The sequence below is a fragment of the Bacillus cereus group sp. MYBK227-1 genome (assembly GCF_051916325.1).
Lineage (GTDB): Bacteria > Bacillota > Bacilli > Bacillales > Bacillaceae_G > Bacillus_A > Bacillus_A cereus.
The window spans coordinates 225,466-240,100 of the sequence record NZ_JBQAGK010000003.1 but is presented as its reverse complement, the minus strand read 5'-3'; the positions used below and the strand labels follow the sequence as shown (position 1 = coordinate 240,100).

The window sequence follows — 14,635 nt, the reverse complement described above, 5'->3', positions numbered from 1 at the left end:
GATTAGTTCCCCCTTGAGTTATGAAATGACCCCTGAATCATTTTTTAAAGCGCTTTCTACGCTCTTATATTTTAACATAATATCTCAATATTTGACAAAAAAATAACACGAGTTTTCCGATAGATTTAATTTTATATTAAAGGACAGTATTATCCGCACCTCTCAGCACAATGGATAAACTGTCCAATTATTCGAAACTTCATCTTATTTTATTCTATCGATGTCTATGAATAACATCCACTGCACCAGTCACTTCAATAATTGTACCGGTAATCATATCGGAATCGTCCTCACATAAAAACGAAATGGTTCTTGCAATATCTTCACCTGTTCCAGATCTACCAATCGGTGTGTTATGCTCTTTCAGCTGACGTGCTTCTTGAATAGTTGCCTCTTTCATATCGCCAATAATATCACCAGGACATACCATGTTCGCAGTGATACCATACTCCGCTTCTTCATAAGCAACTGTTTTCGTTAATGAAACAAGTCCTACTTTCGCTGCGGCAAAAGCTGAACGATAAATCCATCCCGGTGCACTATCCGCCCCTTGAAATCCGTAATTAATAATACGGCCAAAGTTCTGTTTTCTCATGACCGGAACGACAAGTTTTAATAAATGAAATACCGCTGTTAAATTTCCCTGAATCATTTCATTCCATTCATCTTCTTCATAATCAACTAACTTTTTTCGTTCAAATACATATGGACCAGCATTATTAATTAAAAAGTCAATTTTGCCAAAACGGCTCATCGCTTCTTCTACTATTTTATGTAAATCTTTCTTTTTCGTGACATCCGCTTGCACGAATTGTAGACGCTCTTCCACATCTTTATATGTTTCTTTCATCGTTTCCATAGCCGTGATATCGCTATGGTACGTTACTGTTACTGAATAGCCTTTAGCCAATAACTTTTCTGTTACTTGCTTTCCTAAACCTTTCGTACCGGCTGTAATGAGCGCATGTCTCACAAAACTGCCCCCTTTTAAATTGCTATACTTCATATGTAACAAGTTCTCGCTCCAATTACAACTAAAATGAATTGAAACAGAGTTTTCAAAATTCTGTAACGTTTCTGGCAAGCACGTTACCAAAATTTGTTTTATAATTAAGTTGTAAACAGTTATAAAACAGATTGGGAGGAATTTACTATGAATAATACATATACAAATATTTTAATCGCGGTGGATGGTTCTAAAGAAGCAGAAAAAGCCTTTAAAAAAGCAATTCAAGTCGCAAAGCGCAACAATGCAACATTAACAATTGCTCATATCGTTGATGTAAAAGCATACTCAGCAGTAGAAGCTTATAGCCGTGCAATTGCGGAACGTGCAAATCTATTTGCAGAAGACCTATTAGAAGACTACAAAAAAACTGCGCTTGAAGCTGGTCTTGAAAAAATTGAAACTGTATTAGAATTCGGTAATCCTAAATCAAAAATTTCAAAAGAAATCGCTCCAAACCATAAAGTAGATTTAATTATGTGTGGTGCGACTGGTTTAAATGCTGTTGAGCGTTTCCTAATTGGTAGCGTCTCTGAACATATTATTCGCTATGCGAAATGCGATGTCCTTGTTGTTCGTGGTGATGAAGAGCAAGGTGAGCTTTAATTTATAGATAAAACACCAAGTCCACATAGGCTTGGTGTTTTTCATTTTATAAACTTCACTATAAACAAAAGACATGCTACGACAACAACGGTAATTGCCAACACATAAGGCGGAAGAAACTTCAAAGACCATAATGCCATCATAATCGTCGCAACCGTTAAGTACGTTCGCCTTGCACCTTCTGTCATTTTTTTACGAAATAAGAAAACATACAAATAACCAATTGGCGGCGTAATAAAGCAAAGAACGTATATGATTTTTGATTTTAAATACCACTTTTGTTCTCCAAGTTTCTTTATATCCCCTTCTATTCTCTTATGCTCTTGTTCTTTCGCTTCTTCTACAAGCGGATTTTCCTCTTCTCCTCGCTTTTCTTTCATATAAGGAAGAAAGTGCATAAAAAAATAGTATGCGAATACGAATGCTCCAAATCCAATATTTACTCTTTCTAATGGAATATGTTCACTAAAAAAAGCAGCAGTAAGCACTAAAGACAAACAGTATGTCATCATCCAAAAGGAACGTTTTCTCTTTTTCCGTTCCATTTCTTTTTTGCCTTGTATATCTTTTCTTTTCGAAAGCCATATAGAAATAAAGCAATCTACTACAAATAGAGCAAAAATAAATATCGCAACGTGTACTGTTTCTAAATCCTCAAATGAAAAGATATTTGGGAATGCAACATGTAATACAATGAATGTGTACAAAATTAGCCCTATAAAATAAATACGTCTCATTTTCCATCCCTTTCTTATTTCCTAACATTACGTTAACATACATTTTTTAGAAATAGACGGACAAAATATATATGTGTAAAAAAGGAGGATGCTATATGGATGATTCTGAACGCATTATTTTAGATGTGAACGGCAAAGAAATTGAAATGCTAGATACGATTCGCACTCATTTTAAAGAGAAGCACGGCGTTGAACTAAGTAATGGTGCATTACTTCGTGATTTGATGGATATTGAGTATATTCGAATTACGGAAGATCGACATAAGTATGATTAAAAGAAAACGACTGCAGGCGAATGCCATCAGTCGTTTTCTTTCTTTATTTAAGCTCTTGATGTTTCCCGCCCATACCACCAGACTCATTGCTATCTTGGTGTACAGTTAGTTTATTTGTTTTCGCATCTTTTAAAACTCTATATGTATATGATTCATTTGGTTCATCTTTAAACTGTACATTCATACCATAAGAATCCATTTTGCTATAAAAGGCCGGTTTTATATATAAAATATCACTTTCTTTATATCCTTTATCTTGTAAATGCCACATCGTTGCGATAACCGCTTCTTCTCGCTTTTCTTTTTCACCAACATACATATATTTGTCCAAAAGAAACACTTTAGCATTTGCAATTAAGCTAATTAACAGTACAATGATCAACACTATTTTTTTCATAGACTTCCCCTAAATTGTTATTTTTTACTACATTGTAACTTAAATGCTAGTAAAAAATAAAGTACGCCAGACTTTAATAGACTGGCGTACTTCCCAACTCAACTCTTAATAACTTCTTTCGTTAACCCCTTCGCCTTCTCCAAAGCGTTTTTGATTTGTTCAAACCCAGTCCCGCCAGCACTGTTACGACGCTTTACAGCTGCATATGGTGACAGCACTTCATACAAATCTTCTTCAAATAAGGAGCTCATTTCTTTATATGTTTCAAGAGAGACATCTAATAAATAAATTCCTTTTTGTGTGCAATATAGCACTAACTTTCCAACAATTTCATGAGCTTGACGGAATGGTAGTCCTTTGTTCGCTAAATAGTCAGCAATTTCTGTTGCGTTGGAGAAATCTTGCGTCACAGCTTGCCCCATTTTTTCTTTGTTTACAGTCATCGTTTCAAGCATGCCCGCCATAATATGAAGGCATCCTTCTACTGTTTTAACTGTATCAAACATTCCTTCTTTATCTTCTTGTAAGTCTTTATTGTAAGCGAGCGGTAATCCTTTCATTACTGTGAGTAAACTGAATAAATTACCGTATACTCTGCCTGTTTTACCACGGATTAGTTCCGCCATATCCGGGTTTTTCTTTTGCGGCATAATGCTGCTTCCCGTTGCATATTGATCGCTCATTTCAATAAATTGAAACTCTTGGCTACTCCATAAAATAAGTTCTTCGCAAAAGCGTGATAAGTGCATCATAAGCATAGAGGAGTTACTTAGGAACTCCAGTATGAAATCACGATCGCTTACTGCATCTAAACTATTTTCATAGATTCCATTAAATCCAAGAAGCTCCGCACTATACTCTCGGTCAATGGGGAATGTCGTTCCAGCTAACGCTCCTGCTCCTAATGGCGAAATGTTAATACGTTTTAACGAATCTTCATAACGATTCACATCACGCTCTAACATCCAAAAGTAAGCGAGAATATGATGAGCAAATGAAATCGGCTGAGCACGTTGCAAATGCGTATAGCCAGGCATAATGGTTTCAATATTATTTTCTGCTTGATGAACAAGAACAGTTTGCAATTGCTTTGTAGCTTTTATAATATGTTCTACCTTTTCTTTTAAATACAAATGCATATCTGTCGCTACTTGATCATTACGACTTCGGCCAGTGTGAAGTTTTCCTCCTACTTCGCCAATTTGTTCAATTAACATTTTTTCGATGTTTAAATGAATATCTTCTGCTTCTACTGAAAATTGTAGCTTATTCTCTTTTGCTTCTTTCAATAAATATTGAAGACCTATCTTTATTTTCTCTGCTTCTTCTTGCGTAACGATGCCTTGCTTTGCTAGCATCGTTACGTGTGCCATACTCCCATTTATATCTTGATTTACTAATTGTTGATCGAAGGAGATGGATGCTCCGAACTCTTCAACCCATGCTTCCGCTTCTTCTGTAAAACGTCCGCCCCAAAGTTTGCTCACGCTTCCACCTTCTTTTGATTCACTTGGCTGTATACTTTCGTCGGTAAACCGAATAATGAAATGAATCCAACTGCTGCATCATGATTAAATTCATCTTGAGCAGTATATGTTGCTAATTTTTCATCGTATAAAGAGTATTCAGATTTACGTCCTTCTACAATCGCATGACCTTTAAATAATTTCACACGCACTGTACCTGTTACATTCTTTTGCGTTTCTTGTAAAAATGCATGAAGCGCTTGTTTTAAAGGCGAGAACCATAAACCATTATAAATAAGTTCTGTTATTTTCTGTTCAATCACTGGTTTAAAATGTGCTACTTCTTTTACGTGTGTTAAATCTTCCAACTCTTTATGCGCAGTGATTAACGTCATTGCTGCTGGGCATTCGTATACTTCACGAGATTTAATACCGACAAGACGATTTTCTACGTGATCAATACGTCCAACGCCGTGTTTTCCAGCAAGCGCATTTAACGTTTTAATTAATTCTGCAAGTGAATATGCAGTGCCATTTAAAGTAGTCGGTACGCCTGCTTCAAATCCGATTTCTACAAACTCTGGTTTATTCGGTGTATCTTCTAATGCCAATGTCATCTCATATGCATCTTCTGGCGGCGCTGCCCATGGATCTTCTAAAATTCCACATTCGTTGCTGCGTCCCCATAAGTTTTGATCGATTGAAAACGGGCTATCTAAATTAATCGGAATTGGTACATCGTTTTCTTTTGCATAGGCAATTTCTTCTTCACGTGACCACTTCCATTCACGTACAGGTGCAATCACTTCTAAGTAAGGATTTAATGCTTGAATAGAAACTTCAAAACGAACTTGATCATTTCCTTTCCCTGTACATCCGTGTGCAACTGCAGTTGCGCCTTCTTGTTCTGCGATTTCTACTAATTTCTTCGCAATAAGCGGACGAGATAATGCAGAGACAAGAGGGTATTTCCCTTCGTATAATGTGTGTGCTTGCATCGCCATCAATGCATATTCGTTTGCAAATTCTTCTTGAACATCAATCATATATGATTTAATTGCACCTACTGAAAGTGCCTTTTCTTTTACAAATGCTAAGTCTTTACCTTCCCCTAAGTCTAAACAAAGCGCGATAATATCATAATTCTTCTCTTGTAACCATTTAATTGCAACGGAAGTATCAAGACCTCCGGAATATGCTAATACAACTTTTTTCTTCTCCATTTTGCATCCCCCTAAAGAATAAATATTCATTTTCTTTTATAATAATTCACACTTTACCACCTTTCACAAAATGTATCAAGAGTCATTTTCAAATTTTTTCAAACAATTTCGTCGAACTTCTTTCTGTTTTTATGTACAATATAAGCAGGAAAACGGGGGTGAACTTATGGAAAAGTATTTCTTATACGATGAACATCTAGGAATTGAAATTCCACATTTACAAGAAGACTGGGAAGAAATCCCCGAAAAAATGCAACATGCTATTTTACTAAAATGGGAACAAGTTCGCGGGAAAATTCCTGATCGTATAAAAGAACTTGAGCACTATATTAATACAAAACAACATTATTTAAATAACGAAGAAGACTTCGAAGTTTCTTGTAAACTAAATTCAGAAATTGCCGATCTTGCTTCCATCATTAATGACCTTTGGCTTTGGTATCGACTCACTCAAAATGTATCTGAGGGGAAAGCACACCAATGAAAAAAGCATGCCCCTCAATAACTTTGGGTCATGCTTTTTTTGTCATAACATGATTTACAATATATTTCTTGTGCTGTTTTCGCCAAACATACATCGAATGGACCAACTAATATACTTCTTTCTTTCGGCAACTTTACAAAAGCAACAAGCTCTTCTTCATATTGAATTTTTTTCTGACATGAAATGCATATTAATTCTTTTCTTTTGAACATGTCTTTTAGCATACCTTCACTCTCCCCTTCATCTATCTATATTAATATACTCTCATAATAGTTAAGACTTGTAAAAAAATGACACATTCTGAATCGAATGATTCATATACTATGTACAAAAGGAGGTTTAAAAATTATGCGTGCTTTCGTTATTATCACTTTAACTTTTTTAAGTGTAATTAGTTGGGATGCGTTTTTTAAAGATAAAAGTGATGAAAAGAACACAACGGAATAAAACCCTTTTTTCTTACTTATTGGACAAACCGTTATAAACTGTCCAATCCTCCGAAATAACTTAGGCTTTTCTACAAAAATATTTAAACATAACATTTTTTGTAGATTCCCTCCGTTTATTGTCGGTTTCCATCCGCATACATTTTTTAAAAGTATGATATAATAGTATAAATCTTGAAGGAAGGGATTTTGATATCATGATCGCTCGAAGGAGCATGTGGCATCGTATTGACGAATCATACACGTAGCGTATTTTTCAGCTCAGATACTTTAGTCTAGCGAAAAAAATACGAGAGTGGGGAAATTATGATTGCCCGAAGGATAATTTGGCAAAAAAAAGACTCTTCTTACACATAGCGTTTTGTTTAGGACTTAATTGTTACTAACTAAACAAAACAAAGAAGAGCAGGATTGCTAAATGACGAATCCTACTCCACGTTTTGTTTAGTCGTTTTAAGACTTAAACTAAAACGAAGGTAGGGAGAATTGATGGACGAGAGGATTATTCGTTATTTCTTCAGCGACATATAGCGTAGTTAGTTTTTTCGTAAACTAACTGAAAGCTACATGTGAGCTCGTAGTTAGTTTACAACACAAAAAGGACTACTAACTACGGAAAGAAGGAATAACGATGAGGAACATCCAAAGTCGGCAAATTATTAAAGAAATTTTTATGGTTTTAATCGGTTCATTTATTTTAGCAGCAGCGCTATATCACATTCACTTCCAAAACCACTTAACAGAAGGTGGATTTGTAGGAATTGCACTATTCATTCAAAACTTTTATGATATTTCACCATCTATTTCAACTGTATTAATGGATATCCCAATTATTTTACTGTGCGCTTCATTTTTAGGTAGAAAAATGGTTGGTTATTCATTCCTAGGTTCAATTTCATTCGGAGTATTTTATTCCTTTATGGAAAATTATTCTCCATTTACGGTAGATTTATCAAATAACTTATTTATAGCTGCAGTAGTTGGCGGTGCGTTAGCTGGTATTGGACTCGGTTTTATATTACGATTTGGCGGTGCAACCGGTGGAGACGATATTTTAACAATTGTATTAAGTAAACGAACTCGTTTTACAATTGGGCAAATTTTCTTCGTCTTTGACGCGATTGTTCTTGCGCTTTCATTATATTATTTAAATTGGACAGAAATTGCTTTTACTATTCTTTCGATTGCCGTACAGGCAAAAACATTGGATTTAATTTATTATCCAAAAACAGAAAAAACAGCAGAAAAGCAGCCAGTATCTGTTCCAATGTCCAAAAAACATGCAACGAATTAAAAAAGCGAAAGGCTTCGGCCTCTCGCTTTTTTTATGCTCTTTTTTCTTTCTCGACTATATGGCGCACTTGATAAAATCTATTTGCAAATTCAGTAACGTTTCTTGTTAAACGATAATTCACTGTAGATCCAATTGCCATTCCAATTACCGGTATACCTTGGAATAATTTACGACGAAGAGCATAAATCGAAAATGTCTTCAAAATTTGTTTTAACACAACCTCAGTAGAAGCTGTTTGTAGCACTGCTTCGTCTCCTTCGTAAAAGAACGAATCTTCTTGCTCCAGCTCTTGCAATAAATTGTACCATGCATATTGCTGAAGTCTTCCTGGTAGTAATGACGCATGAAACACCTTTAACGCAAGCATCATTTCATACGGCTTGTTCACATCATGTCCAAATGATGTTGCAATAAGTTGGACTGCCTTCACATTTAACGCGATCATAACCGGAAAATCCGCCGTTAATAATAATAAACCTCCAGCACCTGTTGCCCCACCTTGTACAAATGAATATAGACGATGACGTGCTGTTTGCTGCTCTGCTATGTATGTTAATTGATCAATAGATAATGCTTTCAAATCTTCAAGCTGTTCAATCGATTCATCAAATAACCTTGATGTTCCTAAAATCCGATTACGTGCATCTAACTGTGCTTGTGAACTTTGAATAAATGCATGCAAATGAAAGAGCCATCCATCTGCTTTCGTGAAGAATTCTTTTCGCTTTTTCTCAGGTAATTTCGCAACTGTAGCATGTAACCATTTATCAAACACTTTTTGAAAATCGGTCGCTTCTTGCTCAACTAATTGCGCTTCCCATTCTTTTATATTGTCTAAAATGGCTTGTTCTCGCTTCGATCGCATCGTAACAACCACCTCGTTCGATTTTTTTCTATTGTAACATATTTCTGCTTATTCTTTGCAAATATGCTTGTCTATCTTTATTCACATACCATTTTTGAATGGCATAAAATATTAACAAAAAGGATGAGATAAATCACATGAATCTATCCGATATAAAAAAAGAATATAATGCGGTATTCAGCTTAGGACAAAACTGCTGGCCCGCTTGGGCATTATATCAATTAGAATTATCACCATTTTTTGGCGTTATTGATTTTATGCTAAGTCCCTCATTAGAAAAAGTGAATGTATTATTACAAAATCGATTTGACCGCTTTTTAAATTTCGAAAATTTATCCTTCATCTCATTTTGGGATGATGATGCAAAATTAAGATTAAGGGACAACCTTTATGAAATTGACTCCTGTCATGACTTTAAAACAGATGTAAACACACCAACTTCTTGGCCTTCTTATACAGAAATTAAGTTAAACTATGAACATCGTATTAATCGTTTTCTAGCTACAATTGAAACGGCAGAATCCATATTATTTATTCGAACTGGAGGAACATATGAAGAAGCATGTTCCCTAGAACAAATTTTATCTCAAATCGTTACACATACATTCTCTGTCCTGTTACTATTTCCTGCCGATATACCAACTATCACCCAAGAAGATTGGGGATTACAACGTATTTGCGTTATGAAATGTCCTATTATGGATGTATACCAATACAATGAAGCATTTTGGAAAGACTTATTTGATGGAATTACAGTTAGACCGCACACTTAAATACACGATACTTTTATCACACCATACATTATAATCGTCCTTATACAAAACAAATAAGGAGTGATTCTATATGTATCCACGTGCAAAAGCTTTCGGTCTTGCTGTACATCAAGATCGCCTTCTCGTACAAGAATATTATACAGAAGGCGAAATATATTATCGTCCTCTTGGCGGTTCAATTGAACTTGGCGAAAAATCAGCACATACTGTTATTCGGGAGTTTAAAGAAGAGCTTCATACGGAGATAGAAATCACCAATTATTTAGGGTGTTTAGAAAATGTCTTTCATCTCGATGGAGACATTGGTCATGAAATCATTCAACTATATTCTTTGCGTTTATTAGACACGTCACTATATGAAATGAAAATATTAAATATACAAGATGAAGAAACAGTAGCGTATGCGAAATGGATTCCTATTACGGCATTCATTCAGAAAGAAAAAATATTATATCCAGATGGAGTTTTAAAATACATCCAAAAGAAAAAAGACGAAATCCTATAGGATCTCGTCTTTCTTTTCATATATTAACCAATATCTCCAAGACGTAGTACGTCACGAGCAATCATAACTTCTTCGTCAGTTGGAATTACGATAATTTTTACTGGAGAGTGTGGGAAGTTGATGAATGCTTCTTCACCGAATACGTTATTACGTTTTGCATCGAAGTATACGCCCATGTACTCAAGGCCTTCTAATACGCGCTCACGAATAATCGCACTGTTTTCACCTACACCAGCTGTGAAGATGATTGCGTCTACACCTTTCATACGAGCAGTGTAAGAACCGATGTATTTGTGGATACGGCTTACGAATACATCAAGTGCTACTTTCGCACGGTGGTCGCCTTCTTCTTCTTTCGCAATGATGTCACGTAGGTCACTAGAGTAACCAGTAAGACCTAACATACCACTCTTCTTGTTTAATACGTTAACTACTTCTTCTACTGTTTGGCCTGTTTTTTCCATGATGTATGGAATTAACGCAGGGTCAAGGTTACCAGAACGTGTACCCATTGTTACACCAGCAAGTGGTGTGAAGCCCATAGAAGTATCGATAGATTTACCGCCTTCTACTGCTGCGATACTTGCACCGTTACCTAAGTGACAAGAAAGTAAGCTTAAGCTTTCAATTGGACGACCTAATAATTCAGCCGCACGCTCAGTTACATATTTATGAGAAGTTCCGTGGAAACCGTATTTACGGATGCCGAATTTTTCATAGTACTCATATGGTAAGCTGTATAGGAATGCAGATTCCGGCATTGTTTGGTGGAATGCTGTATCGAATACTGCTACTGCTGGTACGTTTGGTAATACTTCTTGGAATGCTTTAATACCAACAACGTTTGCTGGGTTATGAAGTGGTGCTAAATCGCTTAATTCTTCGATATCAGCTAATACTTCATCAGTAATTAAAACAGAGTCAGCAAATTTTTCGCCGCCGTGAACAACACGGTGACCGATACCGCCAATCTCATCTAGAGATTTAACGATTCCGTTTTCAGTTAACTTTTTAAGAAGCATATTAACTGCTACTGCGTGATCTGGAATGTTTGTAATTTCTTTTTGTTTTTCGCCATCTACAGTAATAGTGAAGATACTATCTTCTAAACCGATACGTTCTACTAAACCTTTTGTTAATACTGTTTCACTTGGCATTTCAAATAATTGGAATTTTAAGGAAGAGCTTCCTGCGTTAATCGCGATGATTTTTGACATCTAGTCTTTCGCCCCTTTTTCTCTTGGTAGTTGTGTGGATGTTTCCACAAACCGCTCGATTTTATCTGATCAAATTCACCAAATATGAAAACGTTTCATCATTAGCAAATTTTATACTCACGATTTTAATTTAAACATCGTCCGACATATATTTCAAGTGAAAAAATTGTAACACCAAGAAAAAATATATATTACAGATTTCAAAAAAATTCAGTTAAATCTTGTATATATTTAAAAATATGACATATTATATAAAACTGTACTACATGAATCACTAATGCTGTTACATATACCCAGCTTTATTTATGTGTTGCAAACCAAGTATTTAATTGATCCATAATGTCTTCCATCGCCTTCATGTTAGAGAATTTAGGCAACTCCACTAATAATGCCTGTTTTGGCATTGTTACATTAGCGCCTTTCTTTTGGAGAACAAATATACTTTTTGCATTTTTCTCGTTTTTAAACATGGAAACAGGAAGCTGTAATAACCCTTGAATAAAGCATGTTTCTTTAATAAATGCATGTAATTTTGGTGCCTGGTCACTTTCAAAAATGAAGTTTGGTACTAAGAAGAATAAGTAACCGCCCTCTTTCGTATGTTTCACACTTTGTTCAATAAATAAGTGATGGGCATACGACATTCCTTCATCTGCTTTTAATTTATATTCACTTGCACCGATTTCGTTTGGATAATAACCAACCGGTAAGTCTGAAACGACTGCATCAACTGGATCGATATAAAGTGGTGCTAGTCCATCTTGATGGAAGAATTCGATTGCATGCTTTTGTAAATTTGCATTTACTAAAGCAAGTTTAATTAGCACTTCATCCACTTCTACACCAAATCCACTCATTGTTAGTCCTTCTTTGGCGCTATTAAACACTGTAGTCATTAAATTACCTGTTCCAATTGCAGGATCTAAAACTGTGATCTCGTTTTGACCTTGCATAAATTTATGGAATAAGTAACTCATGAACATTCCAACTGCATCAGGCGTCATTTCATGATTCGCTTGTACGCCTTCTTTCATTCCTTTTAAGATGGCTAACTGAAATGCTTTACGAATTTCTTCACCTTTATATGTTTCTTCATTAAACGTACTATATTCACGATTCAGCCTTTCAATTGCTGATTCGGATAATTCCTCTTGTAAAATCGCTCCCTCAAACAAGTTATCACCTGTTTCTACAAGCGCCTCTAAATATGTTACATCTAATTCTTTACGTAAAACTACCGCAGAAGAATCAAAAATAGAAAATAATGTTTCTACTGTCTGACTCACGTACATTCCTCCTTCTCTCTTTTACACATAACTTATATCATACCACAAAGTGATTTTTTCCAAAAAGAAAAAGCGACCTCCTGTAAAGAGCTCCCCTTTAGTTATATATGATATAACGTTTTTTCTCATATATCGATGCTGTTACAGAGCAATATATGAGAAAAAACGACCTCTTTATAAGAGGTCATTTTCATCACATTACTTCGCAGATTTAGCTGCTTCTAATGCTGCTTCATAGTTTGGATGGCTTGTACCTTCGCTTACGTATTCTGCGTAAACTACTTTGTCATTGCTATCTACTACGAATACTGCACGAGCAAGTAAACGAAGCTCTTTCATTACTAAGCCATAAGCTTCACCGAATGAAAGGTCGCGGTGGTCAGAAAGTGTAACAACATTTTCTAAACCGTTTGCTGCACACCAGCGTTTTTGAGCGAATGGTAAATCAGCGCTAATTGTTAATACTTTCGCGTTTTCAATACCTGCTGCATCTTGGTTAAAACGACGTGTTTGTGCATCACACACACCTGTGTCGATTGAAGGTACAACACTAATTAATTTCACTTCACCTTTGTATGTTTCTAAACTTACTGGAGATAAGTCGTTTGCTAATACTTGGAAGTTTGGCGCTTGATCGCCAACTTTAACTTCTGTTCCAACTAAAGTCATTGGATTACCTTTAAAAGTTACGTTTGCCACTTGAAAATCCTCCCTTATTTAAACAAAATATGTACAATGTAAATGATAGTTTGTCCCTATCGATAATGCAAATAAAATCGCTTTATTTACAAAAAAATTAAAGAAGCTAACCTATTGATTAGCTTCTTTATTCGTTAAATTTGAAATTCAGGATCATCTTCTTTTCGTTTATCCATCATTTCTTTCACTTTATCAACAGCTTGTGGCGCTAATTCAATTATTTTATCGATGACGTGTGTTTGTTTATCTAAGTGCAATACTTTCACACCATCTCCATTTATAACAAGAAAGGCAACAGGATTAATAGAAACTCCTCCACCACTTCCCCCGCCAAATGGATGACGGCCTGAATGTTCTACTTTACCAAATTCACTTCCACCAGCAGCAAATCCGAAACTTACTTTCGAAACTGTAAGAATTACGCTTCCATCTGCCGCTTTAATTGGGTCACCAACAATTGTATTTACATCAGTCATTTGTTTTAAATGCTGCATTGCTGTTGTCATTAAACCTTGGATTGGATGGTCCATTCTATATCCCCCTATGCTTGAACAGATTTTTCTGTCATACCAGATCTTTGTCTTCTCATAAATACGAGTAATTTGACGCCAGTTTTTATAGCGCGGAATATACGAAAAGATGCTGTTAACTCGCATCTTGATGCAAATCCTTTCCCTTGAAAAACTGGGGTAATTTCAAATTCTGGTACGTCGACAATATGCATATATTGTCCGACAACTCCAGCAGCCATACCTTTTGTCCCCCATGCATATCCAGTGACAATTCCAGTACTAGCTGCATCGCCTGCTCCAATTTGTGTATGCCATTTCCAACCATTGATTTTCACTCGTTTGAGAAAATCTTTAACAATAGTATGAACTTCTTGAAGCTTTTTTATCAGTTCACCAATGCTGTCAAGTTGCGCCATAATTTTATTATCGAGTCCGCCGTCCTCTTCAGCTTTTTCGATTTTCTGTCCTGTCTTTTTCTGCTGTTTTTCAATTCTTTCCAACACATCAAATGTATATCGAATCATCCATATTTTCACTTGAAGCAAACATTGCTTTTCCATTTCTGAATATAAAAATGTCACCTTAAGCTTTATTTTCGACAATAGTATAAACAAAATAAAAAGAAGAAGAATTATTATTCCAATTACGAGCCACTTCATACGTATCATCCTTTCACTCCGTACCCATTATCGACAAGTTTATTCATCGTTAAACAGAGTTTTATAAGATTGAATATAAAAATTTTTCTAAAAATAAAAAGGTATTTTGACAATTTATATCGAAATATATTATTTGAACATATCATCAGGGAACGGACTCTAATGATATGTAGCACGAAAAACAG

The 14,635-nt window shown here is 35.5% G+C and carries 18 protein-coding genes; 6 read left to right on the top strand and 12 right to left on the bottom strand.

Annotated elements, in window-relative coordinates:
* Positions 1–214: 214 nt before the first annotated feature.
* Positions 215–1,006 (bottom strand): SDR family oxidoreductase, encoded by a 792-nt coding sequence (locus tag ACTFRM_RS14510; RefSeq protein ID WP_166572308.1) that lies wholly within the window; start codon positions 1,004–1,006, stop codon positions 215–217.
* Positions 1,007–1,153: 147 nt separating this feature from the next.
* Here ACTFRM_RS14510 and ACTFRM_RS14505 point away from each other — a divergent pair, with 147 nt between their 5' ends.
* Positions 1,154–1,612, top strand: a complete 459-nt coding sequence (locus tag ACTFRM_RS14505) for a universal stress protein (RefSeq protein ID WP_001066673.1) — start codon at positions 1,154–1,156, stop codon at positions 1,610–1,612.
* 41 nt (positions 1,613–1,653) lie between these two features.
* Here the strand turns inward: ACTFRM_RS14505 and ACTFRM_RS14500 are convergent, their stop codons facing one another.
* Complete coding sequence (locus ACTFRM_RS14500; RefSeq protein WP_001252877.1) at positions 1,654–2,349, bottom strand: hypothetical protein; 696 nt, start codon at positions 2,347–2,349, stop codon at positions 1,654–1,656.
* Positions 2,350–2,444: 95 nt separating this feature from the next.
* On the opposite strand from ACTFRM_RS14500, the gene ACTFRM_RS14495 reads away from it, so the two are divergent.
* A complete protein-coding gene (locus ACTFRM_RS14495; RefSeq protein ID WP_000342760.1) occupies positions 2,445–2,624 on the top strand; it encodes a hypothetical protein in 180 nt (59 codons plus the stop codon).
* A gap of 43 nt (positions 2,625–2,667) precedes the next feature.
* On the opposite strand, the gene ACTFRM_RS14490 is transcribed toward ACTFRM_RS14495, so the two are convergent.
* From ACTFRM_RS14490 to ACTFRM_RS14480, 3 genes are all read right to left on the bottom strand, one after another.
* On the bottom strand, positions 2,668–3,021 hold the full coding sequence (locus ACTFRM_RS14490; protein WP_000725032.1) for a DUF3139 domain-containing protein: 354 nt from the start codon (positions 3,019–3,021) through the stop codon (positions 2,668–2,670).
* A gap of 98 nt (positions 3,022–3,119) precedes the next feature.
* Positions 3,120–4,508: an argininosuccinate lyase gene (gene argH / locus ACTFRM_RS14485; RefSeq protein ID WP_000041295.1), complete on the bottom strand. Its 1,389-nt coding sequence runs from the start codon at positions 4,506–4,508 to the stop codon at positions 3,120–3,122.
* Positions 4,505–5,710: an argininosuccinate synthase gene (locus ACTFRM_RS14480; RefSeq protein WP_000412315.1), complete on the bottom strand. Its 1,206-nt coding sequence runs from the start codon at positions 5,708–5,710 to the stop codon at positions 4,505–4,507. The genes argH and ACTFRM_RS14480 overlap by 4 nt, the downstream gene beginning before the upstream one ends.
* A 166-nt stretch (positions 5,711–5,876) precedes the next feature.
* Here ACTFRM_RS14480 and ACTFRM_RS14475 point away from each other — a divergent pair, with 166 nt between their 5' ends.
* Positions 5,877–6,194: a hypothetical protein gene (locus ACTFRM_RS14475; protein ID WP_000417218.1), complete on the top strand. Its 318-nt coding sequence runs from the start codon at positions 5,877–5,879 to the stop codon at positions 6,192–6,194.
* 14 nt (positions 6,195–6,208) lie between these two features.
* Here the strand turns inward: ACTFRM_RS14475 and ACTFRM_RS14470 are convergent, their stop codons facing one another.
* Positions 6,209–6,418, bottom strand: coding sequence for a hypothetical protein (locus ACTFRM_RS14470; RefSeq protein WP_000910274.1), 210 nt, complete (start codon positions 6,416–6,418; stop codon positions 6,209–6,211).
* An 853-nt stretch (positions 6,419–7,271) separates the two neighbouring features.
* On the opposite strand from ACTFRM_RS14470, the gene ACTFRM_RS14465 reads away from it, so the two are divergent.
* Positions 7,272–7,934, top strand: a complete 663-nt coding sequence (locus ACTFRM_RS14465) for a YitT family protein (RefSeq protein WP_001244515.1) — start codon at positions 7,272–7,274, stop codon at positions 7,932–7,934.
* 31 nt (positions 7,935–7,965) lie between these two features.
* Here the strand turns inward: ACTFRM_RS14465 and ACTFRM_RS14460 are convergent, their stop codons facing one another.
* A complete protein-coding gene (locus ACTFRM_RS14460; protein WP_001256850.1) occupies positions 7,966–8,799 on the bottom strand; it encodes an EcsC family protein in 834 nt (277 codons plus the stop codon).
* Positions 8,800–8,936: 137 nt separating this feature from the next.
* Here ACTFRM_RS14460 and ACTFRM_RS14455 point away from each other — a divergent pair, with 137 nt between their 5' ends.
* Together ACTFRM_RS14455 and ACTFRM_RS14450 are read left to right on the top strand one after the other, a co-directional pair.
* Positions 8,937–9,572, top strand: a complete 636-nt coding sequence (locus ACTFRM_RS14455) for a DUF1796 family putative cysteine peptidase (protein ID WP_440043428.1) — start codon at positions 8,937–8,939, stop codon at positions 9,570–9,572.
* Between the two features lie 70 nt (positions 9,573–9,642).
* On the top strand, positions 9,643–10,077 hold the full coding sequence (locus ACTFRM_RS14450) for an NUDIX hydrolase (protein ID WP_000283500.1): 435 nt from the start codon (positions 9,643–9,645) through the stop codon (positions 10,075–10,077).
* Positions 10,078–10,100: 23 nt separating this feature from the next.
* Here the strand turns inward: ACTFRM_RS14450 and ackA are convergent, their stop codons facing one another.
* The 5 genes from ackA to ACTFRM_RS14425 form a co-directional block, all read right to left on the bottom strand.
* The gene (gene ackA, locus ACTFRM_RS14445) at positions 10,101–11,294 is read right to left on the bottom strand and encodes an acetate kinase (protein ID WP_000034574.1); all 1,194 of its coding nucleotides are present in this window, start codon (positions 11,292–11,294) and stop codon (positions 10,101–10,103) included.
* 299 nt (positions 11,295–11,593) lie between these two features.
* Positions 11,594–12,580: a class I SAM-dependent methyltransferase gene (locus ACTFRM_RS14440; RefSeq protein ID WP_000084367.1), complete on the bottom strand. Its 987-nt coding sequence runs from the start codon at positions 12,578–12,580 to the stop codon at positions 11,594–11,596.
* A 198-nt stretch (positions 12,581–12,778) separates the two neighbouring features.
* Positions 12,779–13,279, bottom strand: a complete 501-nt coding sequence (tpx, locus tag ACTFRM_RS14435) for a thiol peroxidase (protein ID WP_000024525.1) — start codon at positions 13,277–13,279, stop codon at positions 12,779–12,781.
* 134 nt (positions 13,280–13,413) lie between these two features.
* Positions 13,414–13,809, bottom strand: coding sequence for a GerW family sporulation protein (ytfJ, locus tag ACTFRM_RS14430; protein ID WP_000350003.1), 396 nt, complete (start codon positions 13,807–13,809; stop codon positions 13,414–13,416).
* A gap of 11 nt (positions 13,810–13,820) precedes the next feature.
* The gene (locus tag ACTFRM_RS14425; protein ID WP_002164419.1) at positions 13,821–14,459 is read right to left on the bottom strand and encodes a DUF2953 domain-containing protein; all 639 of its coding nucleotides are present in this window, start codon (positions 14,457–14,459) and stop codon (positions 13,821–13,823) included.
* Between the last annotated feature and the right edge of the window lie 176 nt (positions 14,460–14,635).